We start from the raw sequence: 25,823 nt of genomic DNA, 5'->3' as shown, positions 1-25,823 counted from the left end.
GTGCACTTACCTGTTCGGACGAAAAAGTTACTTTGCTCATGTTATCCCCTAATCCCATATTCTTAATTTCAAGTATATAAAAAGCACCTGCAGGTTGAACACTCTTTTTTTCGAGTGTCCTACCTACAGGTACCACTTTAGCCCAGTAAAAATGGCAGCCCTCCCTTTCTTATGTAAAGGTCGATATGTCATTTGACACCTGAAGAAAAAGAAAGTAGAGACCTTCAAGTGCCAATGGAGCCCATAGATACCTGAAGAAACCAAAAGTAGAGTTCTTCCGGTGTCTATCCCTACAGTGGGCGGGCTTTCAAAGCGGGCGGCCACAAGATAAGCAGAGAATAAGAAAAGCAGGAGAAGAAAAACGATATGTTTTTCTTCTCCTGCTTAAATTTAGAGTCTGCTCTCCGCTTTTCTTTGGCTAGCTCCGGCGCCTATCGGCTAGCAAACTTCGGAAAGCCGCCTACGATAAGTCAACATCAACTTCTTCGTCGTCGTGTTTCCTTTATCTCGTTGGCTTCCCTCCAGTTTGTACGCTGATGGACAGGCGCCTCCACTTTTCTTTGTCCAGCTCCGGAGGCCATCGGCTCGAGTCGCTTCGAAAAAGATCAGGTGGATTGGAGATCATCCACCCGTTCTTTTCCTCCAGCGCTTGTCGCCGATAACCAGGCCTCCTCCGCTTTTCTTTAATTCCCTTCCGCTTTAAGCAGGAAGGTTTCGTCCTGGTATTCGATTGTGATGTCCATATCGCCCGCAGCGGCTTCTTCTGAGAAGGTCTTCCCATCGGTTGCGGCTTCATCCGCTTTTGCGAGCATCTCATTGACTGCTTGATCATCACGCACGCCGAGGGAGTCCAAAATTAATGACGGGATGGTCATGTCGTAAGGTCCTTCATATTGTACTCCGGCAAAGGAGTCATCCTTGTTCAGTTTAATGGTCACTTGATCATCGACTTTGATTTGTCCGTTCTCTTTCTTGTCGGGATCGATCGGCTGAGCAATATCGGATGAATCCGCAAGCACGGCATTATAGTGATCTGTGAATTCATTCAGTGTAATTGGCATTTTTTTCTCTGCTGTAGCTGTTTCTTTAACAGGATCGTTCGCGGTCTTTTGGGGCCCTCCCGTACAACCGGCAAGAAGGGATAGGACAAGCATTGCTGTCAGTGTTTTTTTCATGAAAATCTCTCCTTTCAATTTGCGTTTGGCTGCTGCGGTTGGTAGAGGAACTTGGCGACTTTTTCATCTACCTCAGGATGCTCATGCAGGCCAAAATGCGTGGCTGCTGCATCTCTTACCGTATCAAAGGTAAATGGGCAGGAAGTGAAGATTTCCCGGCCGCCGAGTGCACTCCTTTCGGATACGAGACCGTCTCCATTCTCCGGGTTTCCGGTAACGCCGGCAATGGAAAGAACAGCAAGGGACGGCGGAAGCTTGCTGCGGTTCAGGAAAAGATTTTGCAAAGCGGGAGAACCGGGCGCCAGATCAATCAGCGCTTCTCCGTAATTCTGCTGAAAATAATCTTTGCGCTCAATCCCTTTAAAAGGAGAGCCAATTGTTACAAGCTTAAGCACCTTCGGGCCGCTGCTGTTTCCAGTATGGTTTTGTACATAATTCGTCGAAGCAAGTCCGCCCATCGAATGGCCGACCAGGTTCACTTGCTGGATCCCATAATCCTTCTTAAGCGTAACCAGAATCCGCTCAAGCCAAACCGTCTGATCGGCAAGCGACGCTCTGTTGTTGTCGAAAATCACCTGAACGAAAGGATGCGCTTGGTTTTTTGGAATACGGCCACTGATGGAAAGGTAACCGTCTTTTCTAACACGAACGGTCATTGTTCTTTCACCCCAGCCGGCTTGCTTCAACCGGTCCAACATGGTTGAGAAAGATCGTTCACTGCCTTTATAGCCATGGACGAAAATGGTCGGTACGATGTCCGCCATTTCCGCCGATATATTATTTCCATTCGGCTGCTTCATCCGCAGAAAAATCATCGTGAAGAGAAAAGTAGCGAGAAAAAGCAAACCGATTTTTTTAAAGTTGTTCATGTAATCTATAGCCCCCTATGATTCACTATTTTAGCAGAAAGCGGAAGGAAAGATACATGGAATCGGCAAATATTCACTAGAAAATCATCTTTCTGGATGCGGCTTGGTTCTTTGGGAGTAAACCGTGACAAGCCGCAGAGCATAGGCTGTAATATCAAAGTCTGGAGGAGTGAAAAAGTGGACGGACAACAATTGAACTATTTTGCCGGCGGCAACACGGCAAAGGGATTTCATAATTTATTTGACTCCAATGTAAAAGGGTTGAAGCATGTTTTCATCTTGTCGGGAAGGTCAGATTTCGAGAAGGCGGAGCTGATCGGCCGGCTGGAGGAAGAATGGGCCGGAAAAGGATACACGTTGGAGAAGATCCGCCGAGCCCATTACCCTGAGAAATTGGAAGGGCTGCTGATCCGGGACTTGGGTGTAGGCATTGTCGACGGGGACCCGCCGAGAGTGATTCATAAGGAGTTTATGGGCTCCCATTGGGAAACAATTGACCTTGAGACGGCCGCCGGGGCAGTAAAACTGGATCACAAGTCCACCGAAATCAACCAGCTGCTTGAAAGAATCAGAGAAGCTGAAGAAAAGGCGTATAAAGCATATGCAGATGGTCTTGCCGTCCATGATGAATGGGAGGACATTTATATCGGCAGAATGAACTTTCAAAAAGCAGATGCGGCGGCAAAGAATTTGATCGTCCATCTCTTTCCGGGGCCTTCCAAGGAGCAAGAGCAGACGGTCGTCCGCCGTTTTCTTGGAGCCGCCACTCCTGATGGTGCTGTTGATTTCGTCGGCAACCTGACAGATGGCTTGTCGAAGCGTATTTTTTTAAAGGGAAGGGCGGGAACAGGCAAATCGACCTTGCTGAAAAAGGTCGTTACCGAAGCGGAAAGACGGGGATATTCGATTGAAATCTACCACTGTGGATTCGATCCGGCGAGTCTCGATATGGTCGTCGTCCGAGAACTTGGCTGGGCAGTTTTCGACAGCACGAAGCCGCATGAATATTTTCCGGAAATGCCGGGTGATGAGGTGCTCGACATGTATGAGCTGTCCGTCACACCGGGAACCGATGAAATGTTTGCGGAGGAGATTGCCAAGATAGAGGCGAGGTATAGAGCGAAGATGGACGAAGGGAAATACTTTTTAGCCGAAGCGAAGCAAAGCCGCAATTTGCTTGAGGAGCTGTATGCCGAAGCGGCGGATCCCGCGCGGCTATTGGAAATTTATGAAGAAATAAACGCCGCATTTGCCGGATATGCAAATAATGAACAGTCTTGACAGGCCACTATCCGGCCTGTTTTTTTGCATGGGAGAGAAACAGCTTGTAGTTCACTCGATTTTGATTAAAATAGAAGTACGCGAATTAACCTACATACACCAGTTTACATGGTAACTAATCGGGGGCTGAAGAAAAGTGGATTGGAATCATTGCGTCGTCAGAAAACATACACACTCTGTTAAATGGTCGATGAAAGATGAGGAAATCATCCCAATGTGCATTGCCGATATGGACTTTCAGGCGGCACCGGAAATTATCGAAGCGATGAAAAAGAAGGCAGAACATGGTATCTATGGCTATACGACCTTTTGCGACCGATACTTCCAGTCCATCATCGGTTGGTGGGAGAAACGCTTTGGTCTGAAACTTGAAAAAGAGTGGATATCCTTCAGTCCGGGTATCATTCCCGGCATCAATCTGCTTTTGCATATATTGACGGAGCCAGGCGACCAGGTGATCGTCCAGGATCCTGTATATTATCCTTTTTATTCTACAATTGAAAATCACCAATGCATCATTTCACGAAATTCCCTTCTTAACGAAAACGGCCGCTATTCAATCGACTTTGCGGATCTCGAGGAAAAGGCGGCGCATCCTAAAGCGAAGGTTCTGATCCTTTGCAGTCCGCACAATCCTGTCGGGCGTGTCTGGAGCGAGGAAGAGCTAAGAAAAATCGGTGAAATCTGCCTGAAGCATGAGGTTTGGATCATCGCTGATGAAATGCACGGAGACCTCGTTTATCCAGGGCACTCCCATATCCCATTCTACAAGGCCAGCGGAAAATTCAGTGAGCGAAGCATTATATGCGCCGCCCCAAGCAAAACGTTTAACGTGGCAGGGTTGCAAACCTCCATCATGATCATTGCAAACCATGATTTGCGGAAGCGGTATGAGGAAAAGCTGATGCAGTTCGGAATGACAAGACCGAATGCTTTTGGTGTGGAAGCAACAATTGCTGCATACGAAAACGGAGAGCCTTGGCTTGAGGAGCTGCTCATTTATCTGCATGAAAATTTACGGTATACGTTAAACTTCTTTGAAGATCATGATCTGGGAATCAAACCAGTCATCCCGGAGGCAACACATCTTGTCTGGCTTGATTGCTCGGCGCTTGGCCTGAGGGGAGAAGCGCTCCATTCGTTCTTTTTGGAGAATGCAAAAATAAAATTTGATGAAGGATTCAAATTCGGGGAGTGCGGCAGCCCTTATATCCGGATGAATATTGCCTGTCCGCGAGAAAGACTGGAAGTTGCGCTTCAGCGGATGAAAGGGGCAATTGAAAACCGCAGCGAGCAGATACAGTATTCATAAGCGAACGAAAGTGGAAAGGAAGTCGGCGTCTTGAAAACGATTAAAGATATTGCAGAGTTGGCCAATGTTTCGCGGACAACGGTATCCCGAGTACTGAACAATTCAGGATACGTCAGCGAAAAATCGCGAAAAGCAGTTTTGAAAGTGATCGAAGAGACCGGCTATGTTCCAAGTGAACATGCCAAGGCGCTCAGAACAAAACAAACAAAGGTTATCGGTGTCATCTTGCCGAAAATCAGCACGGAAACATCGAGCAGGGTCGTCAACGGTCTGAATGAGGTGCTTATGAAGAAGGGCTATCAAATTCTTCTGGCGAATACGAACCTCGACAAAAGCCGGGAAATCGAAAATATTGCGCTGCTCCACAGCCGGCAAGTGGACGGCATCATCCTGCTGGCGACGAATACTGCTAAGGAACTGCGGGCAGAAGCAGAGGCAGCAAGGATTCCGCTTATTGTCGTTGGGCAGGAATTTTCCGGTATTCCCTCAATCATTTTTGATGACTTCGGCGCAGCTTTTGCTTTGACTGAAAAGTTTATTTCTAAAGGATACCGTAAAATCGGTTTTATTGGCGTCGATGAAGGGGATAGAGCTGTAGGAGAATTGCGGAAAGAGGGCTATAAGGCTGCATTAAAAAAACATGGGCTCCCCCTTATGCAGAATTGGATTCGTAAGGGCGACTTTTCCATCCAGTCCGGTTATGAAGCGGCTAAGCTCATGTTTGAAGACGGGGAGCAGAGACCCGATGCCATTTTTGCAGCGACAACACGCATGGCGCTTGGAGTCTGGCAGTTTGCTCAAGAAAAAGGTTGGAAAGTGCCGGAACAGCTTGGCATTGCTGGCATCGGCACGAGCGAAACCGCCTCCTTTTTAAGCCCGGCTATTTCCACAATTGAATATGAGTATGAACATGCTGGAGTGGAAGCGGGTAAATTGATGCTCTCCCTGCTTGAGGCCCAAGAGCAAATTTCAGAAAAAACCATGCTAAATTATAGACTTATAGAACGAGATAGTTTATGATAGCGTCAATAAAGCGATTTCATAAACTATAATGTATTGTGGAATCGATTCCATTAAAAGAAGGAGTGAAGAAAAGTGTCGGAAAACAGCAGAATTGCCCGGGAAATTGTCGAAGCTGTTGGAGGAAAGGAAAACATCAACTCGGTCGCCCATTGTGCCACTCGGCTGCGCATAATGGTGAAAGACAAGGAAAAGGTTGATCAGGCGAAGGTCGAAAGCATCGACAAAGTGAAGGGTGCCTTCTACAACTCGGGTCAGTATCAAGTGATTCTCGGAACAGGAACAGTTAATCGGATTTACGATGAAGTCGTAAACCTAGGCTTCGAAGGAACAACCCAGTCAGAGATGAAAGAGGAAGCTGTCAAGCAGGGGAATGCCTTCCAAAGGGCCATCCGCAAGTTCGGTGACGTATTCGTCCCGATTATCCCCGCTCTTGTTGCAACCGGTTTATTCATGGGGGTACGCGGACTTGTTCTCCAAGAACAAATTCTTGGTTGGTTTGGACTGACACCAGCAGATATCTCAGAGAACTTTATTTTATTTACTGAAGTATTGACTGACACGGCCTTTATTTTCCTTCCTGCCCTTGTCGCATGGTCGACATTCAGGGTATTCGGCGGATCGCCGACAATCGGACTTGTGCTTGGGCTCATGCTCGTCAGTCCATCGCTTCCGAATGCATACGCAGTGGCAGGCGGAGACGCCAGCGCAATCATGATTGCCGGCTTCATTCCGGTCGTCGGATACCAGGGCTCCGTGCTCCCGGCGTTTATTGCAGGGATTATCGGCGCGAAGCTGGAACGATGGATACGAAAAAGAGTACCTGAAGCATTGGATTTGATCCTAACACCATTTTTAACATTGTTGATCATGATAGTCTTAGCTTTGCTATTGATCGGACCAATTTTCCACAGCTTGGAAGAGGTCATCCTGAATGCAACAGTCGCTGTCCTTTCTTGGCCGCTTGGCATCAGCGGACTGCTAATCGGCTTCTTGAACCAAATTATTGTCATTACAGGCGTTCATCACATTTTCAACTTTCTGGAAATTCAGTTGCTTGAAAAATACGGAAACAATCCGTACAACGCCATTGTCACCTGCGCGGTTGCCGCTCAAGGCGGAGCTGCACTGGCTGTCGGCCTAAAAACAAAATCGGCGAAACTGAAAGCACTGGCACTGCCATCGTCATTCTCAGCTTTCCTTGGTATTACAGAGCCGGCGATCTTCGGGGTCAACCTCCGATACATGAAACCATTCGTAATGGCCCTGATCGGAGGAGGCGTAGGAGGATTCCTTGCTTCAATCTTGGGCTTGAAAGGAACGGGCATGGCCATCACCGTCATCCCGGGCACACTGCTCTATCTGAACGGCCAAATCCTGCTCTACCTACTCGTCAACCTCGTCGCCATCGCCGTCGCCTTCATCCTAACCTGGATGTTCGGCTTCTCAGACAAACAACTGGATGAGGTAAAAGCTACGCATTAAACGAAAAGCGGAGGGCGGCGCTAGGGGCGACAAGCATAAGGCGAGAAAGGAAAAAGGCGCTTTTCAGCCTTTAGCCTTTCTTGACTTATGACCTCGAGCCCCTGCCGCTCGGAGCTGGACAGAGAAAAGCGGAGGCGCCTGTTCATCGGCGTACAAACTGGAGGGAAGCCAACGAGATAAAGGAAACACAGCGACGAAGGAGCTGATGTTGACTTATCGTAGGCGGCTTTCCGAAGTTTGCCAGCCGATAGGCGCGGGAGCTAGCCAGAGAAAAGCGGAGGGCGGCGCTAGGGGCAACAAGCGCTGGAGGAAAAGAATGGGTGCTTCCCAATCCACCTGATCTTTTCTGAAGCGCCCCCGAGCCGACGCCTCCAGCATCAAACAGCACTACTTCCTCAATTTGCATACTGAGCAAAGCAAAACAGGATGCAAAAGCAGGAGTAAGGAGAGTTATCAAAATGAAGGATGTTCATCAGCTAATGGAGCTGGCCAGCAAACAAGTGGAGAGTGCGAAAAATAAAGTGGAGTCTGACCCATACAGGCTCCGCTTTCATCTTATGCCTCCCGTGGGTTTGCTGAACGACCCAAATGGCTTGATTTATTTTAAAGGGCGGTATCATGTTTTTTATCAATGGAACCCGTTCGAGACTGCCCACGGCGCAAAATTTTGGGGGCATTACAGCTCACCAGACCTGATAAGTTGGAAGGCGGAGCCAATAGCGCTCGCTCCCGACCGGGAGTTCGACCGGAACGGCTGCTATTCGGGAAGCGCTATTGAACACGAAGGCAAGCTGTATCTTTTTTACACCGGCAATGTAAAAAATAGTGACGGAGAGCGGGTGACAACTCAATGTGCCGCCGTTTCGAGTGATGGCCGCGATTTTGAGAAGCTGGGACCGGTTATCTCCTTGCCTGAGGGCTATACCCCTCATTTCAGAGATCCAAAGGTTTGGCAGGAACAAGATGAGTTTTTCATGATTCTGGGTGCCCAAACCGCTGACGAACAAGGTGAAGCCGTTCTGTATCGTTCAAAGGATCTTTCGGAGTGGGAGTTTCTCGGTCCGATCGCAGGCAGCGGCCGGGGCGGTCTCGGTTCATTCGGGTATATGTGGGAGTGCCCGGATTTTTTCCGGCTCGACGGCTTAGACCTGCTTCTCGTTTCCCCGCAAGGCTTGGAGCCTGAGGGGGATTTGTTCCAAAATGAGTTCCAGTCCGGCTATTTCGCAGGAACTTTGGACGGTGAGACTTTTGAATTTAAGCACGGTCTGTTTACGGAATTGGACAGGGGCTTCGACTTTTACGCACCCCAGACGCTGCTGGACGGAAAGGGCAGAAGACTGCTGATTGCCTGGATGGGCATCACTGATGAAATGGAACCTTATGAACCGACTGTCAAAAACGAGTGGCTGCATGCGCTGACGCTGCCAAGAGTGCTTGAGTGGCGGGAGGGAAAACTGCATCAGCTGCCACCGGAGGAATTGACGCAACTGAGAAAAGCAGGTGTGGAAGCAACGGCGAGCCTTCAAGCAGGCGAGTTGATGGAGATTCCTGAACTAAGCGGGGAGGCGATGGAGTGGAAAGCGCATTTTTCCACACCGTTGACGGGTGCAATCGAATTTCGAGTCCGCGACGAGGCGGTGATCCGGTTTGACCCGCAAGAACAGCGCTTCTCGTTGGAAAGGACCAATTTCAAAGGAGATGCCAGGGAAATCCGCCGCTGCAAGCTGGAAAGACTGGAATCCATTCATCTCTACCTGGACACCTCCTCAATCGAAATATTTATCAATGAAGGCGAAGAAGTATTTAGTGCTCGGATCTTCCCAAATACAGATGAAAAGTCTACCCGAATGATAAGCGAAACTCCAATTGATTTTCATTTGCAGAAATGGGATCTGAGCACATTTGAACTGACTGAATAATGACGAAACCACCTGCCGGAGAAGGACTCCCGGCAGGTTTTTTCTGCGTTGGAAAAGTTTTGCCGAATGTCCTTTCTAGATAAACATGTTATTTGTTCTGTGTTATAGTATGTATGGAGAAAGAGATGAATAGTAACTATTGTCTTTTTCAGGCGGACAAATGTTTATAAATCGTTTACAAATCATCTATCATATTCTAGTTGGAGGGATGGAAATGTCGAGTAAGACACTTCAGGCATTTTTACAGGAAAATTTGGCGGGTCTTCGTGATCAAGGTCTTTATAACGAGATCGAAACCGTTGGAAGTCCAAATGGGGCAAAAATTACGATCAGCGGCAAAGAGCTGATCAATCTCTCGTCCAACAATTATCTCGGTCTGGCAACAGATGAGAGATTAAAGAAAGCTGCAATTGAGGCAGTGGAAAAGTGGGGAGCCGGCGCAGGAGCTGTCCGGACGATTAACGGAACACTCGACCTCCATATCAAATTGGAGGAAGTACTTGCGAAATTCAAAGGCACAGAAGCGGCAATTTCTTATCAATCCGGCTTCAACTGCAATATGGCGGCCATCTCAGCTGTCATGGACAAAAATGATGCCATTCTGTCCGATGAGCTGAACCATGCATCGATTATTGACGGCTGCCGCCTGTCCCGAGCAAAGATTATTCGATTCAATCACTCGGATATGGATGACTTGCGCCAAAAGGCGAAAGAAGCACGTGAATCCGGGCAGTACAATAAACTGATGGTCATCACAGATGGTGTTTTCTCAATGGATGGCGACATTGCCAAGCTCCCAGAAATCATCGAAATCGCAGAAGAGTTCGATTTGATGACCTACGTCGACGATGCCCATGGTTCGGGTGTTCTCGGCAAAGGAGCCGGAACGGTGAAACATTTCGGACTTCAAGACAAGGTTGATTTCCAAATCGGGACACTTTCTAAAGCAATTGGCGTAGTTGGAGGATATGTAGCCGGCAAGCAGGATCTGATTGATTGGCTAAAGGTTCGCTCTCGCCCATTCCTCTTTTCGACAGCGGTCACGCCAGCAGATGCTGCGGCGGCAACCAAAGCAATCGAAATCCTGATGGAGAGCACCGAACTGAACGAAAAGCTTTGGGAAAACGGCAATTATCTGAAAGAAGGCCTGAAAGAAGCAGGATTCGATATCGGCCATAGTGAGACGCCGATCACCCCCGTTATCATCGGTGACGAAAAGGCAACACAGGCATTCAGCCGCCGTCTTTATGAAGAAGGCGTTTATGCAAAGTCCATTGTATTCCCGACCGTACCAAAAGGAACAGGCCGCGTTCGGAACATGCCGACTGCCGCACATACGAAAGAGATGCTGGACGAAGCGATTCAGACGTACGAAAAGGTCGGCAAGGAAATGGGAATCATCTAATTTTTTGCAGGGTGAGCAGCCCGCTTCGGGAGGAAGCAGCATGAAAAAAATCATGGTGACCGGTTCACTGGGCCAAATCGGCTCGGAACTGGTAATGAAGTTAAGAGAGATGTATGGAGCAGACCGTGTACTTGCGACCGATATCCGCAAGACCGACGGTATAGTCACGGAAAGCGGCCCATTTGAAATTCTTGATGTCACAGACGGAGAGAGAATGCATGAATTGGCGAAGGAATATAAAGTCGATACGATGATCCACTTAGCGGCCTTGCTGTCAGCAGTGGCGGAGGAAAAACCGCTGTTTGCATGGAACTTGAATATGGGCGGCCTCGTCAATGCACTGGAAACAGCAAGGTCATTGGACCTGCAATTTTTTACACCGAGCTCCATCGGGGCATTCGGGCCGTCTACACCAAAAGAGAACACACCTCAAGATACAATCCAGCGCCCGACGACGATGTATGGCGTCAATAAGGTGGCGGGTGAGCTGCTTTGCGATTATTACTATGCCAAGTTTGGCGTTGATACACGCGGTGTCCGTTTTCCGGGGTTGATTTCTTATGTAGCGCCTCCAGGCGGCGGCACAACCGATTATGCTGTCGATATTTATTATCAGGCGGTAGAAAAGGGTGAATATACCTCTTTCATCGAGAAGGGCACGTATATGGATATGATGTATATGCCAGACGCCCTTAATGCCATTATCAGCCTAATGGAGGCAGATGGAAGCAAACTGTCACACCGGAACGCATTCAACATTACAGCGATGAGCTTCGAACCAGAAGAAGTTGCAGCTGAAATACGCAAGCATATTCCCGGATTTACGATGAAATATGCTGTTGATCCGGCAAGGCAGGCAATTGCAGAAAGCTGGCCGAATTCGATTGACGCCTCTTGTGCCCGGCGAGAATGGGGATTTAAGACAGAATACGATCTTGCGAAAATGACAGCAGATATGTTGGAGAAAGTAAAAGCAAAATTGCAAGTAAACTAAGAATCTGGAGGCTGTTTCAAAGTCGCATAGCGGTTTTGAAACAGCTTCTTTTTTATGCGGATTCATTTCCGGCAAAACGGTCTGCTCCGGACATGGCCACGGTTTTTTCTGGTATAATGGAGTCACTGAAAATTGTGCGGAAGGATGAAAAAATATGCTGTCAAAAGCGAAAAACCTGCTGCAAACTTATTTTGGCTATGATGAGTTCCGGCAAGGCCAGGAAACAATCATTTCTAAAATCATGGAAGGAAAGGATACACTCGGAATCATGCCGACAGGCGGTGGAAAATCGGTCTGCTACCAAATCCCGGCATTGATGTTTAGAGGCGTCACAATCGTCATTTCTCCGCTCATCTCTTTGATGAAGGACCAGGTTGATGCGTTGGAGAAGGCAGGCATCCCCTCTACATACATCAACAGCACAGTGCCGGCGGACGAGATGCAAAGACGGCTGTCCGGTATCTATCAAGGCGACTATAAACTGATTTACATTGCCCCGGAGCGCCTGGAAGTCCCCTCTTTTCTCCAACTGCTTGAGCAAATGCACATCTCCCTTATCGCCATCGATGAAGCCCACTGTATATCCCAATGGGGTCATGATTTTCGTCCCAGCTATATGAACATCCGCACTTTGATCAACAGAATCCAGCCGAGACCGACTGTTTTGGCTCTTACAGCCACGGCAACGCCGCAGGTAAAGGAAGATATTTGCGACCTGCTCGGCATCGAAGAGGAGAACACCGTTGTTACGGGCTTCGCCAGGGATAACCTGCGTTTTCAAGTTGTTAAAGGCCAAGACCGGGATCTGTTTCTGACCGATTATATCCGTAAAAACCGTGGACAGGCCGGAATAATTTACGCTGCAACCCGAAAAGAGGTCGAACGGCTGCACAAGCTGCTTGAATCGAGCGGTGTGGCCGCCGGGAAGTACCATGCAGGCTTACCTGAAGAAATGCGGAACGACTATCAGGAGCGTTTCCTCTATGACGATATCCAAGTGATGGTGGCGACGAATGCCTTCGGTATGGGGATCAACAAGTCGAATGTCCGCTTCGTCATCCATTATCAAATACCAAGAAATATGGAATCCTACTATCAGGAGGCGGGAAGAGCGGGAAGGGATGGAGAAGAGAGCGACTGCATCCTCCTCTTCGCACCGCAAGATATGCAAATCCAGTCCTTTTTGATCGATCAGTCGGAAATGGACGAAGCCCGGAAGGAAAACGAGTATGCCAAGCTGCGGAAGATGGCAGGGTACGGGCATACCGAGTCCTGCCTTCAGCAGTACATCATTCATTATTTTGGTGATGAAACCGCGGGAGAATGCGGGAGCTGCGGCAACTGTACGGATGACCGCCAGCAAGTTGACGTGACTGTCGAGGCGCAGATGGTGCTCTCCTGCATCCGCAGAATGAATGAGAAGTTTGGCAAGACGATGATCATGAAGGTGCTGACAGGCTCCGGAGATAAAAAGCTTGTCGGTTTTGGTTTCGACAAACTGTCCACTTACGGAATCATGAGAAACAAAAAGCAGAAGGAAGTCATCGAATTTATCGACTTCCTGACAGCAGAGGGTTATTTGCGGCCGACCGCCGGAGCCTATCCTCTCCTCATGCTGACAGAGAGGGCAGGGGAAGTGCTGAGGGGACAAGAGAGGGTCCTCCGAAAAGAAAAAGTGAAGGCAGCCCAAATTGTAGCGGACGATGCATTGTTCGAAAAGCTGCGCGCTGTCCGGAGAGACCTCGCCGAAGCGGAGAAAGTGCCGCCATATGTCATTTTCTCTGATGTGACGCTGCGGGAAATGAGTGCCAAGCTTCCTCAGACAGAAGAGGAGCTGCTGCAGGTAAAAGGAATCGGGCAAAGAAAACTAGAGGCTTACGGGGACATCTTCCTTGAAGCGGTAAATGAGTACTGCGATTCGAATGGAATCGAGCGGAAGCCTTCGATCATACAATTCCGGACAGAACGGCCATCAAGAGAAGATACGAAAGAACCGAGCCACCATGTCAGCTTGAGAATGCTTGGGGAAGGTAAGCACATAGCAGACATTGCTGAGGAACGGGGCATGACAGAGCGGACAGTCGAGGGGCATCTCGTCAAATGCCATGATGAAGGGCTGGAGGTTGACTGGAATGCGTTCATTCCAGAAGAATACGAGGCGGCGATCGAACAGGCCGTCGAGGAAGCAGGAACGGAAAGGCTCACTTCGATCAAAGAACTGCTGCCGGATGAAGTGACGTTTTTCATGATTCGCGCTTATTTACTGAAATAGCCGAACCAAAACTTTGCGATGGGTGAGTCAATTCGCTACAATCTTTTACAGGTAAGAGTACGATTAAAGATCGGAGTCCGTACGGGAAAATTGAAGGGGGCAGAATAGTGATCAAGTGTATTGCAACAGATATGGACGGAACATTATTGAATTCAAGCCAGGAAGTAAGCACAGTAAATAAGGAGGCCATCGCGGCCGCCCGGGAAAAAGGGATTGAATTTCTCGTTGTGACAGGAAGGGCATACAGCGAGGTCCGGTTTGCATTGGATGCAGCAGAAATTGAATGCCCGGCCATCTGTGTTAATGGCGGGGAAATCCGCGATAAAGACGGTACAGTTACCTACTCGATTGGATTGGACGGTTCCACTTCCGAGGAAGTAAGGAAGGTTCTGGACCAGGCCGATATTTATTTTGAGCTGTATACACCGGATGGGACCTATACAACGGATTACGAACGCAGCATTTCATCGATTGTCGATGTTTTCCACAGTGCGAACCCATCGATCGGCATGGATAAACTGAAAGAGGAAGCGCAAGAGCGGTTCGACAGGCGTGTTATCCAAGTAGTGGATAACTATTCTGAGATTTTTTCAGCGCCTGCCTGCAAGGTATATAAATTTCTCGTCTTCTCCCTGGATGATGGCCTTCTTGAGGAAGTTAGCTCCAGACTTAAACAGATTGAAGGCATTGAAGTGACTTCATCTGGAAGACATAACCTGGAGATTATGCATATCGAAGCTCAAAAGGGCATCGCCTTGAAAAAATATGTTGAAGAGATGGGCATCTCTCTTGAGGATACAATGGCATTCGGCGACAATTACAATGACCTGTCAATGCTTGAAATCGCCGGGCATTCTTACGCCATGGGCAATGCCGAACCGGAGATTAAAAAAGCGGCCCGCCACGTAACGGGACTGAATGATGATGATGGTGTCGGTCGGGCAATACTGGAAGCTTTGGAGAAAATGGAGTAAGAGACTTTTGGAGAGGGCAGTTCAGAAAATCAGTGAAAACTGATCTTCTGGAACTTGCCCTTTTCTTTTTGTATGTTTCTTTCCGTTCGGGGGCACGCACCGCGGAAAGCGGCCGCAGCAAATCCACGGGTTCAAAGAAAGAAAACGAGAGTGGGATTCTTCGGCAGGTTTCGTTCTTGTTTTCTATTTCTGTATGGACTTTTTCAGTCGCTTATTGGACAGCCTCTTTTTGCTTTTGCCTGTGTATGGTACGCTAAATCAATGACAAACCGAAGAAAGTGAGGATGACTGAAATGAACGTTCTTCTCGTAGAAGATGACAGGACCATCGCTTCGGGACTGGAGTATTCGCTCAACCGTGAACAGTTTTCGACTATATATTGCCCTGATGCCGCAGCGGCCAAGCGGGTGCTTGGTGAGCGGCTGGGGGAGATTTCTTTATGCTTATTTGATCTGTCTCTGCCTGACGGAAGCGGCTATGATCTATGCAGGTACGTGAAGGCCAACAGCGACATCCCCGTCATTTTTTTAACGGCGGCGGATGATGAGGTGAATGTCGTCATGGGGCTGGAACTGGGGGCGGACGATTATATCACAAAACCTTTCCGGGTCCGTGAGCTGATGGCAAGAATCAGAACGGTTCTCAGAAGGTATGAACGCCCGGCTGCCGGCCAAGCTGCTATTGCCATCGGAAATGTCCTTGTCAATGTTCTTGAGGGAAAGGTTTATAAAGACGGCACAGAGGTCGTCCTGACGGCGCTGGAATATCGCCTCCTCCTCGTGCTCATAAATCATCGGGGCCAAGTCCTCACAAGAAGCCAGCTGTTGGAAGGCATCTGGGATGTGGCGGGGGACTTTGTGAATGACAATACGTTAACCGTCTACATCAAGCGGCTCAGAGATAAGCTTGAAGACCATCCGCAGAAGCCGGAAATCATCAAAACGGTCCGAGGTCTCGGCTATAAGGTAGGGGGGTAAAAGATGCTGCGAAATCGGGAAATATTGCTTTTCCTCCTTGCCGCCTTCATCCTGACTCTCATAGCGGTAATGATGACTGGTTCGATTTCCAGTACGGCCGCTCTCCTCGTTCTCGGCCAGTCCGCCATCTTGATCGCAGGCTTCCTGATTTTGACGAGGTGGAGGTATAAAGAAATCGAAAAACTCTCCGGTTATTTGCGCAGAATAAGCAATGGCGATGACACGCTTGATATACGCGATAACCACGAAGGAGAATTAAGCATTTTAAAAAATGACATTTATAAAGTGACACTGATGCTTTCGGAGCACCGGAAGCTACTGCAGCAGGACAAGCTCGAACTGACCAACTCCATTTCTGACATCTCCCATCAGCTAAAAACACCTCTCACCTCCATGACAGTGATGGCGGACCTTCTTGAGGATGAGCAACTGCCGGCTGAAAAGAGAAAGGAATTCACCCGCAATATAAGCGGCCAGCTGGAGAGGATCGACTGGCTTGTCTCGTCCCTATTGAAGTTATCGAAGATCGATGCGGGGACGATCACCTTCAAGCGGGAAAAGATTATGGTAGCGGAACTGATTGAAAAAGTGCTTAGCCCACTCCGGATTCCGATAGAGTTAAACGAGCAGACGATACGGATTTCCGGCGATCCTCATGCCAGCTTTGTCGGTGATTTGAACTGGACCGCCGAGGCACTGATCAATATTGTGAAAAACTGTGTAGAGCATACAGAAAAGGGCGGAGAAATTTCATTTTCCTATCATGAGAATGTTCTTTTTACGGAAATCAGTATCATAGACAACGGAAAAGGAATTGAAAAAGAAGATTTGCCGTACATTTTCAAACGGTTTTACAAAGGAAAGACCGCTGGAGAAGACAGCGTCGGCATTGGCCTGGCGATGGCGCAAAGCATTATTTCCAGCCAGCAAGGCCATATCGAAGTGAAAAGTAGAACTGGAGAAGGCACTCGTTTTCAGATCAAGTTTTATAAATAACCGCCAAAGTGACTGGATTGTCACTTTGCAGTCACCGGGCAGTCATTTTAGGCAGATACACTAAGCTTATAAGAAATAAGCGGAGGTAGGACATGGATATTTTAAAGATTGAAAATCTGTCTAAAGTATATGGCAAAGGGGAGACCGCGGTAAGCGCACTCGACCAAGTTTCATTTTCGGTGAAGAAAGGGGAGTTCGTCGCCATTATCGGACCGTCCGGATCGGGGAAATCCACATTGCTGCACCTGCTGGGTGGAGTTGACCGTCCTACGGAAGGAAAGGTGATTGTTGGGGATACAGATATGTATCGCCTGAATGAGACACAGCTGGCGATTTTCAGGCGCCGCCAAATCGGCCTCATCTATCAGTTTTACAATCTGATTCCGGTATTGACTGTTGAGGAGAATATCACCCTCCCCTTACTGCTTGATGGGCATAAAGTCGACAAGGAGCATTTTCAAAATATCGTAGGAAAGCTCGGCTTGGAAAGACGGCTCGGCCATTTGCCGAACCAGCTATCGGGCGGTCAGCAGCAAAGAGTTTCGATTGGACGCGCAATCATCGCAAATCCGGCCATTATGCTGGCGGATGAACCGACAGGGAATCTGGACAGCAAGAATAGCGCGGAAATTATCGATTTGCTGAAGGCATTCAATAAAACATACAAACAGACGCTTATTGTCATTACCCACGACGAGCGGATTGCTCTTCAGGCTGACCGGATCATAACAATTGAGGACGGAAGGATTGCCAACGACGAGGTGATCCGCAGATGAATATCGTCAACAAACTGACTTTGAGGAACATGAAAGAAAACAAACGGCGTACGCTTGTCACAATCATTGGTGTCATCATCTCGGTCGCAATGATTACAGCGGTCAGCACATTGGGCGTATCCTTTCAAGACTTGATGAAACGGCAGTCGATCGCCCAGATCGGCGGCTGGCATGTGCACTATTATGACGTAGACAAAGAGCAGCAGAAAGCCATCCGGGAAGACCCGGCAACCGAAAGTGTGGTTGTTTCAGAAAGCATCGGCTCCGTAAAATTACAGGGCTATAAGTATATCAGAAAGCCGTATATGTTCATCAAAGCCTTCAGCAGTAACGCGGCAGAGCAATTTCCGCTTGAACTAACTTATGGAAGAATGCCGAAAACGGCCAACGAAATCGTCGTCTCTGAAAAAATGTTGAACGAGTCTGAGGAGAACATATCCATAGGCAAGAAAATCGCCTTTGAAGTGGGGGATCGCTACTCTCGGTTATCTAATGAACTTATTAACGAAGATTGGACTGCCGTCCTGGAGAAAGGACAGCTAGAGGAAGAACTGCAAAATACGAAAAAGATAGAATATACAGTAGTCGGCTTAATGAAAAGCCCCAGCTGGGAGCCGTCTTGGGCGGCGGGTTACACAGCCATCACCCATATAGACAACGCAGAAGGGATGGGAGAGAAACCTGTCAGTGCCTTCGTGACCCTTAAGCAAGTAAAGCCTGCGCTTTATAAACATGCAGAGGAGCTTGCCGGTAAGAATGGGATTGAATACGTCTATTTTAACCGGGATCTTCTTATGTATTACGGAGTTGTCAAGAGCGACTCTATGCGGCAAGTATTGTACGGGATTACAAGCATCGTCCTGGCCATCATTATGATCGGTTCGGTTTCGCTGATCTATAATGCTTTTGCCATTTCTGTGTCAGAACGGGCGCGTTACTTGGGCATGCTTTCAAGTGTTGGAGCGACAAAAAGGCAGAAATGGAACTCGGTGATGTTTGAGGGTATGGTCATCGGGCTCATCAGCATCCCGATCGGAATTCTTGCCGGCCTTGCCGGGATTGCAGTCACTTTCCTTTTCATCAATCCGATTATTCCTCAGACGTTGAATGTGTCGGAAAAACTGTCGGTGACCGTTACACCGCTCTCCATCGCAGCGACGATTATTCTGTCAGCGATCACCATTTTTCTCTCCGCATTTTTGCCGGCAAGAAAGGCGTCAAAGGTTTCGGCTGTTGATGCCATCAGGCAAACCGCAGATGTAAAACTGAGCAGCAAATCTGTCCGGACATCCAAATGGGTGAGAAAACTGTTTGGAATTGAAGCTGAAATCAGCTTGAAAAACAGCAAGAGAAATAAACGAAGATATCGGGCAACGATTTTTTCGATTGTAATCAGCATCGTCCTGTTCCTATCGGTCTCTTATTTCTCCTCCATCATGAAAAAATCACTGGCTTTGTCGCAAAACGAAATCAATTATGATCTTCGGATTGACTTTTTCGAAGGAGGCGATGAACCGAAGGACGAACAGTTTATTCAATCCGTCACCACACTTGATGGTGTGACAGATTCCTCTTTAATCAAGGAATTGTATCTGAGCACATGGATTGAACAGCAGAAAGCGGCGAAGGAACTGGATCCCACAGATAATGGGCTGGAAAACGGCCGCTATCCTTATTCGGCCAGGGTGTATGCTTTGGAAGATGCTAAACTGGAGGAGTATGCCAAGCGAACAGGAGTCGACGTGGCGCAATTGGAGGAAGGAATGAATGCGATTGTCGTGGATAAGATCCCCTATACTGATGGAAAGGCAGGCAAGTATACCGAGACAAAAGCAATTTATGCTGAAAAAGGCGACACCATCGATTTATCTGGGTTTGATTATGAGCGAAATGAAGAAGCTTCAATCGGCGCAGTCACAATCGCAGGCTTGGCGGATGAGCTTCCTCTGGGCATCACGCCCTCTACCGTCAACGGGTTGAATCTGATCGTATCTGAAAAAGTCTTTAACCAGTTATACAATCAATTGGCAGAGAAAGGCATCTCAGTCGGAAAGTCAAGCTCGCTTTATCTGAAAAGTGATGATCCGGGGAAGACGCAAGCCGAAATTGAGGACATGCAAGACGTTGTCCATAATGTCACTAATACGGAAAAAGACAAACAAAAGGGCGAGCAAATGATCACGCTGATGTCCGTCTTCGTATACGGCTTCATCACCCTCATCGCAGCCATATCGATTGCCAATATTGTAAACACAATCTCAACGAGCGTTACCTTGCGAAAACGTGAATTTGCGATGCTGAAATCCGTCGGGATGACGCCGCAGGGCATTGATAAAATGATGAATTATGAAAGTCTCATTTACGGAGTGAAAGCCCTCGTTTACGGCTTGCCGCTCAGTTTTGCTGTTATGTATCTCATGCACCGGACGATGATGAAGACCTTCACTTTTGCATTCCAGCCGCCATGGGGCAGTGTGCTGATTGCGGTGATCGTCGTCTTCGTCATTGTCGGAACAGCCATGCTGTACTCCAGTGCCAAAGTAAAAAAAGAAAATATCATGGATGCATTGAAGCAGGAAAGCATATAGATAGCCGGAGAAGGAGGGAGCGAAAAGCTTCCTCCTTTTTTACTTGGTGAAAAGTTTACGTTTGATAGAATGCCGTTACGTCTATAGGAAAAGAAAACAGAAAGGGTGATAGGATGGGATGGACAGAAATATTTGCACTTATCATGTTCAGTATCTTGGCCCTCCTTCTGATTGGGGCACTGGTTTTCTTTTTATGGATTTACATACTGGATGCCAGGCAGAAGGAGCATTCGGTACTGAGGAATTTTCCGGTATTGGGAAATGTCAGGTACCTGTTTGAAAATGTCGGACCTGAATTCAGGCAGTACCTTTTTCTCAATAACCGGGAGGGCAAGCCGTTTTCCCGCCATCAATATGTGAATGTCGTCAAAGCGGGCAAATATAAGGATCGGATCCATGCGTTTGGCTCGGAACGAGACTTTGAAGAACCAGGGTTTTACATACGAAACGCGATGTTTCCGAAACTGCATGAGGAATTACGGATTGAGCAGGAGCCGAAGGTGCAGACAAAAATTTACCGGATCGATCATGAAGGGCTGTTCAACCGGAAAGAGCATAGTGATGATGCGATTGTTGAACCGCAGCTTCTATCAGATGAGGATGCCGTCGTCATTGGAAAAGAGACTTGGCGTGAGCCGTTTGTTGCCAGAGGACTCATCGGCCAGTCGGCGATGAGTTACGGCTCACTCGGAGAAAATGCCATTACGGCGCTTTCCAAAGGGCTTGGCCTTGCCGGCGGAACGTGGATGAATACAGGGGAAGGCGGTCTTTCCAAGCATCACCTCCGCGGCGAAACTGACATCATTATGCAAATCGGCCCCGGCTTGTTCGGTGTCAGGACAAAAGAAGGTGACTTTTCCTGGGAATTGTTCAAGGACAAGGCCAGCATGGAACATGTAAAAGCATTCGAACTAAAGCTTGCCCAAGGAGCGAAAACGAGGGGTGGCCATATTTTAGGTGAAAAAGTCACGCCCGAAATTGCCGAAATCCGCAACGTGGAACCATGGAAAACGATCGACAGCCCGAACCGTTTCCGCGAATTTGAAGATACAGAGAGCCTGATGAATTTTGTCGATGAGCTTCGGGAGGTGGGCGGAAAACCGGTCGGAATCAAAATTGTTGCCGGTTCAAAATCCGAAGTTGAAAAGCTCGCAAGGGAAATGGCGGACTGCGGAAAAACCCCTGACTTCATAACGATCGACGGAGGGGAAGGCGGAACAGGCGCGACCTACCAGGAATTATCCGACGCGGCGGGATTGCCGCTGTTTTCCGCTCTTCCTTTGCTGGATGCGATGCTGAAAAAATACAGCATCCGCGACCGCGTGAAAGTTTTTGCTTCCGGAAAACTCGTCACTCCAGACATGATCGCTTTTGCCCTCTGCCTGGGAGCAGATCTCGTAAACACGGCAAGAGGCATGATGATTTCTGTCGGCTGCATCATGGCGCAAGTATGCCATAACAATACCTGCCCTGTCGGCGTTGCCACGACCGACCCGAAACGGGAAAAGGCCCTCGTTGTCGAGGAAAAAATGTACCGTGTCGCCAACTACGTCATCTCACTCCGGGAAGGCTTGTACAACCTGGCCGCCGCTGCCGGCGTCGCCTCACCGACAGAGCTGACCGAGGAACACCTGATGTACCGGACTCCTTCAGGTCAGCTGATGACCGGTGAAGAATTCAAACGAAGCATGCTCATCCTGCCGCCGGAGCTTGTTAAAAGAGATGCATAAGCAGGAAAAAGGGCTGGTGACCCGCGGTCACCAGCCCTTTTTTGCTTTGTGCGTGCGTCGGTAGGCTGAGACGTTCTCTATGTGCCCGACGCGAGGCATTGTCGTGTGTGAGTCACATAGAAGGTTCCAATGTGCCCAACGCGAGGCATTTGTCGTGTGTGGGTCACATAGAAGGCTCCAATGTGCCCGACACCGTGCAAGGAGTCGTGCGAGGGTCACATAGAAAGGTTCAATGTGCCCCACATCGGGTAAGGGGCCGTCTGATGGTCACGTAGACAGCTCAAATGAGCCGCTCTTCAAAAAAATAAACAGACATGCAAAAAGCCAGCCCGGATTTCTCCGCAGCCGGCTTTTCTATTTATGGTTTTTTGGATGCCGCAATCTGTTTAATTCCTTCACTTCTTTATTCAGGGATTTTACAAGACTTGCTGTCATTCCCGCGATAATTAGCGAGAAGGGCAAAGCTGCGATGATCATCGTATTTTGCAACGCCTGGAGTCCTCCGGAATAAAGGAGCACCAGTGCGGTTGCGGCGAGCAGAACGCCCCAGAGGATTTTGATGTTGTTCGCTGGGGTCGCCAACCCGTTTGTCGACATCATTGCCAAAACATAGGTGCCCGAATCCGCCGATGTCACAAAGAACACGGCTACAAGGACAAGTGCAATGATCGACTGCACCCAGGATAGAGGATAATGGGAAAACACCCCGAATAACGTCTGCTCAAGCTGCAGGTCGGAAACCTTTGCGATTCCATTGTATTCAAGCGAAATGGCGGCGCCGCCAAAGGTTGAAAACCAGATGAAGCCAATTATGGACGGAACCAGCAGAACGAAAAAAACGAATTCCCGAATGGTCCGGCCTTTTGAAACCCGCGCGATAAAAATACCTACAAACGGGGACCAAGCGATCCACCATGCCCAATAGAAAATCGTCCAATCATTGATCCATTGTCGATTCTTTTCACTGAACGGGGCTAGACGAAAGCTCATGTTTGGCAGGTTCTGCAAATAGGAGCCGATTGTATCTGTGAACAGATTCAAGATAAAGATGGAAGGCCCTACAGCAAATGTGATAGCGAGCAGCAAAAACGCCAAAATCATATTGGCATTGCTTAGAATTTTGATTCCTTTCCCAAGCCCGCTCAATGCTGACGCCATAAACAGTACCGTAACAATCAGGATAATGATCAATTGGACAAGGAAATTCGATGGAATGCCGAACAGATACGACAGTCCGCCATTAATCTGTGTAGCTCCGAAACCAAGGGTCGTTGCCACTCCGATAACGGTAGAAAGAATAGCGATTGTATCGATCACTTTTCCCGTTCGTCCGTTTGCCCGCTTTTCCCCTAAAATCGGCTTCAATGTAGCGCTGATCATATTTGGCTCATTTTTTCGGAAGCTGTAATAGGCGAGGACGAGGGCGACGATTCCGTATATAGCCCAAGCATGCAGCCCCCAATGGAAATACGTATACCGGAGTGAATCTTTGATCGCTTGAGGTGTTCCGGTCTCCCCGGTCGGCGACTGGATTGCATAATGACTCAGCGGCTCGGCCGCTCCGTAAAATACAAGCCCAATACCCATGCCCGCACTGAACAGCATCGCAATCCAAGACAGCCTTGAGAAGTCAGGTTTGTCATCTTGCTTTCCAAGCTTGATTCTTCCGGCGGGACTGATCAGAAGATACAGGCAGACAATCAGAAAAATCGTGACGACAATCAGATAATACCAGCCGAAAGCATCGGATAGGAATGCCTGCATGCGAGCCGTGGATCTTTCAAGCCAGTCAGGAGCAGCAATGCCAATCACAACAAGCAACGCGAGTATCCCCGCAGAATAAAGAAATACAGTGGAGAGTTTTTTCATGTTATGCTCCCTCCCGTCAAAAACAGTCAGATTTCCTCTATTTCTTACCATTACCCTACAAGGATTCGGGTATGCAGGAATTTGCACAGTTTTTTACAAGGAGAAGCAAAAAAGCCCGGGTCTCCTGTAAGAACAGGTTCCCGGGCAATTTATACTGCGATCTTCTCAGTGGAGAGAAGCTGGTGGTGGATTAAGAGGTCGCGATTATACTGGGCTGTATACGTAAGCAAGCTCTCGGAACGTACCTTCGCAAAACTGTCCCAGCTGACCAACCCGTAATATCGGTTCAGGTTCTCCGCATTGATCCACGCCTGCTCCTCAGAAATATAATTCATTTCATGGTCTTCGAGATCAATCTGCAAAAGATCAATTCTTTTGATTCTTTCACTGTACGGGATTTCCCGCTTCTTTTTAACAAGTTCAATCGCCAATGGCACCGAGTCGAGCAGTGCCTTTCGGTCTAGAAAATGGCCTAATTCGTGGAGTGTCAATGCTTTCACATAGTCTTCAAAAGGCACAGGGTCAATCATTTCCTTATTGGCGGCCAAAAGCCTCTCTGGGTCAAAGCCAACATAATCCTGGATAAAGTCATAACACATATTAATGCCTGAACGGTCTTCTCTTACTTCCACTTCAAGCTCAACAAATGCAACAATTTGCTCAATCATTCTTTTGAGCTCATTTGCACTCTTATTCTTTTTCATCATGATCCTCTTTCTCTATAAAGTTCTATTTTAGCCCCTAAGTCCCATTTCTTTGTTCATAAAAGAAAAGTCTTTTCTATTATCGGCGCTTTTTCGGCAAAATTCCACTCTTTTTTTCGACAAAAATTGACAAAAGGTTAACTTTTTCCTTTTCTTGCTTGTTACTCAACTTATGATTTGCTGCAGTGGATAATGACAAATTTGGGTGCAGGCTAGTTTCAGCATGCCCGGTTCGTGATGGTCAGATACGGAGTCTCATTAAAAACAAAAAAATCTCCAAGCCCTTATCAAGGGCTGGAGATTCTTCGTGTGGATTTTACAATACTTTGTCTTTGTCCCAATCATATGTCCAAAAACGCTCTGTTTGCCAGTAGGCGATCAGGTCGGGATTCTGTTCAGTGATTTTTTGTTCCATGTCGCTGATCATCCAGGCTGTCTGGGAAATATGGGACTTCAGCGTGTTCAGCTTCTGTTCCCATACGTCCTTTACATCATGGACGATGTCCGCTTTGCCGATCTCTGCTTCATGGTTATTGGAGAAAGCGACACAGTGGAGCTTTGGTCTTTCTGCTTTCGGCAGCCGGCGGACCGCGCGGACGACTGCTCTTGCTGTCGCTTCGTGGTCAGGATGGACCGAGTAGCCCGGATAAAACGAGATGACGAGGGAGGGGTTTAGTTCTTCGATCAAATCGGAGACCATGTTCGCAAGCTTCTCGTCGCTTTCAAACTCGAGTGTTTTGTCGCGGTATCCCATCATCCGCAAGTCCTTCAGTCCCATCGCTTTGGCTGCAGCCTGCAGCTCCGCCTTCCGGATTTCGGGCAGCGACTCGCGCGTCGCAAACGGGGGATTGCCCAGATTACGGCCCATTTCTCCGAGGGTCAGGCACGCATAGGTGACAGGCGTGCCATTTTTAATATGTTTTGATATCGTTCCTGATACCCCGAATGCTTCATCGTCAGGGTGCGGGAATACGACGAGCACAGAACGTTCTTTTTCCATTGGTGCACGCCTCCTTATTATAATTGTTTTCGTTTTTGAAGGGTTAGGGGCGGGGGCGCTTAGAAACGATCAGGTGGGTTGGAAAGCACCTACTTGCTCATTTCTTTCAGCGCTTGACGCCCTTAAACGCTCCGCTTTTCTTTGTCCAGCTCCGGGCGCCAGCGACTAGCAGATTTCGGGATTCTTCCTACGATAAGTCAACATCGGCTCCTTCGTCGCCGTGTTTCCTTTATCTCGTCAGAATCCCTCCAATCTGTACGTCGCTAAACGGCGTCCTCCGCTTTTCTCTGTCCAGCTCCGGGCGGCAGGGGCTCGAGGTCATAAGTTCAAAGAAGCTAAAGGCTGGAAAGCGCCTTTTGCTTCTTCGCCCTTATGCTTGTCGCCCCTAAGCAGCCGCCCTCCACTTTTCTCAAGCAAACGGCTCTTTGCTTATTTCGAGGGCCACTGCCAGTTTTCCGTCAAATCCGTGGCCGGCGA

General features: G+C 48.3%; 19 protein-coding genes. 14 read left to right on the top strand and 5 right to left on the bottom strand.

Annotated elements, in window-relative coordinates; translation table 11 throughout:
• Positions 1–683: 683 nt before the first annotated feature.
• Positions 684–1,175: a hypothetical protein gene (locus AC0TWI_RS12740; protein WP_488126716.1), complete on the bottom strand. Its 492-nt coding sequence runs from the start codon at positions 1,173–1,175 to the stop codon at positions 684–686.
• Positions 1,176–1,189: 14 nt separating this feature from the next.
• The gene (locus tag AC0TWI_RS12735; protein ID WP_488126715.1) at positions 1,190–2,044 is read right to left on the bottom strand and encodes an alpha/beta fold hydrolase; all 855 of its coding nucleotides are present in this window, start codon (positions 2,042–2,044) and stop codon (positions 1,190–1,192) included.
• 177 nt (positions 2,045–2,221) lie between these two features.
• On the opposite strand from AC0TWI_RS12735, the gene AC0TWI_RS12730 reads away from it, so the two are divergent.
• From AC0TWI_RS12730 to AC0TWI_RS12665, 14 genes are all read left to right on the top strand, one after another.
• Positions 2,222–3,325: a hypothetical protein gene (locus tag AC0TWI_RS12730; RefSeq protein WP_488126714.1), complete on the top strand. Its 1,104-nt coding sequence runs from the start codon at positions 2,222–2,224 to the stop codon at positions 3,323–3,325.
• Positions 3,326–3,461: 136 nt separating this feature from the next.
• Positions 3,462–4,637 carry a MalY/PatB family protein gene (locus tag AC0TWI_RS12725; protein WP_488126713.1) on the top strand — a complete coding sequence of 392 codons (1,176 nt, stop codon included), beginning with the start codon at positions 3,462–3,464 and terminating at the stop codon, positions 4,635–4,637.
• Between the two features lie 30 nt (positions 4,638–4,667).
• Positions 4,668–5,657: a LacI family DNA-binding transcriptional regulator gene (locus tag AC0TWI_RS12720; protein WP_488126712.1), complete on the top strand. Its 990-nt coding sequence runs from the start codon at positions 4,668–4,670 to the stop codon at positions 5,655–5,657.
• Between the two features lie 75 nt (positions 5,658–5,732).
• A complete protein-coding gene (locus AC0TWI_RS12715) occupies positions 5,733–7,142 on the top strand; it encodes a sucrose-specific PTS transporter subunit IIBC (protein WP_488126711.1) in 1,410 nt (469 codons plus the stop codon).
• A gap of 452 nt (positions 7,143–7,594) precedes the next feature.
• On the top strand, positions 7,595–9,061 hold the full coding sequence (locus AC0TWI_RS12710; protein WP_488126717.1) for a glycoside hydrolase family 32 protein: 1,467 nt from the start codon (positions 7,595–7,597) through the stop codon (positions 9,059–9,061).
• 214 nt (positions 9,062–9,275) lie between these two features.
• Entirely contained in the window at positions 9,276–10,466 is a 1,191-nt protein-coding gene (locus AC0TWI_RS12705) for a glycine C-acetyltransferase (RefSeq protein WP_488126710.1), read from the top strand.
• 40 nt (positions 10,467–10,506) lie between these two features.
• Positions 10,507–11,460 carry an L-threonine 3-dehydrogenase gene (locus tag AC0TWI_RS12700; protein ID WP_488126709.1) on the top strand — a complete coding sequence of 318 codons (954 nt, stop codon included), beginning with the start codon at positions 10,507–10,509 and terminating at the stop codon, positions 11,458–11,460.
• Positions 11,461–11,614: 154 nt separating this feature from the next.
• The gene (gene recQ / locus AC0TWI_RS12695; protein WP_488126708.1) at positions 11,615–13,732 is read left to right on the top strand and encodes a DNA helicase RecQ; all 2,118 of its coding nucleotides are present in this window, start codon (positions 11,615–11,617) and stop codon (positions 13,730–13,732) included.
• A 107-nt stretch (positions 13,733–13,839) separates the two neighbouring features.
• Positions 13,840–14,706, top strand: coding sequence for a Cof-type HAD-IIB family hydrolase (locus AC0TWI_RS12690; protein WP_488126707.1), 867 nt, complete (start codon positions 13,840–13,842; stop codon positions 14,704–14,706).
• A 293-nt stretch (positions 14,707–14,999) separates the two neighbouring features.
• The gene (locus AC0TWI_RS12685) at positions 15,000–15,683 is read left to right on the top strand and encodes a response regulator transcription factor (RefSeq protein WP_488126706.1); all 684 of its coding nucleotides are present in this window, start codon (positions 15,000–15,002) and stop codon (positions 15,681–15,683) included.
• A 3-nt stretch (positions 15,684–15,686) separates the two neighbouring features.
• Complete coding sequence (locus tag AC0TWI_RS12680) at positions 15,687–16,679, top strand: sensor histidine kinase (protein ID WP_488126705.1); 993 nt, start codon at positions 15,687–15,689, stop codon at positions 16,677–16,679.
• A 92-nt stretch (positions 16,680–16,771) separates the two neighbouring features.
• Positions 16,772–17,455: an ABC transporter ATP-binding protein gene (locus AC0TWI_RS12675; RefSeq protein WP_488126704.1), complete on the top strand. Its 684-nt coding sequence runs from the start codon at positions 16,772–16,774 to the stop codon at positions 17,453–17,455.
• A complete protein-coding gene (locus AC0TWI_RS12670; protein WP_488126703.1) occupies positions 17,452–20,043 on the top strand; it encodes an ABC transporter permease in 2,592 nt (863 codons plus the stop codon). The genes AC0TWI_RS12675 and AC0TWI_RS12670 overlap by 4 nt, the downstream gene beginning before the upstream one ends.
• A 113-nt stretch (positions 20,044–20,156) precedes the next feature.
• Positions 20,157–21,773, top strand: coding sequence for an FMN-binding glutamate synthase family protein (locus tag AC0TWI_RS12665; RefSeq protein WP_488126702.1), 1,617 nt, complete (start codon positions 20,157–20,159; stop codon positions 21,771–21,773).
• 354 nt (positions 21,774–22,127) lie between these two features.
• On the opposite strand, the gene AC0TWI_RS12660 is transcribed toward AC0TWI_RS12665, so the two are convergent.
• From AC0TWI_RS12660 to bshB2, 3 genes are all read right to left on the bottom strand, one after another.
• Positions 22,128–23,642 carry a glycine betaine uptake BCCT transporter gene (locus AC0TWI_RS12660; RefSeq protein WP_488126701.1) on the bottom strand — a complete coding sequence of 505 codons (1,515 nt, stop codon included), beginning with the start codon at positions 23,640–23,642 and terminating at the stop codon, positions 22,128–22,130.
• Between the two features lie 149 nt (positions 23,643–23,791).
• Positions 23,792–24,346 carry an integrase gene (locus tag AC0TWI_RS12655; protein WP_488126700.1) on the bottom strand — a complete coding sequence of 185 codons (555 nt, stop codon included), beginning with the start codon at positions 24,344–24,346 and terminating at the stop codon, positions 23,792–23,794.
• A 316-nt stretch (positions 24,347–24,662) separates the two neighbouring features.
• Positions 24,663–25,346, bottom strand: coding sequence for a bacillithiol biosynthesis deacetylase BshB2 (gene bshB2 / locus AC0TWI_RS12650; RefSeq protein ID WP_488126699.1), 684 nt, complete (start codon positions 25,344–25,346; stop codon positions 24,663–24,665).
• Positions 25,347–25,823 lie beyond the last annotated feature (477 nt).

Source organism: Lederbergia sp. B243.17 (assembly GCF_057657925.1).
This window is presented reverse-complemented; position numbering and strand designations above follow the sequence as displayed.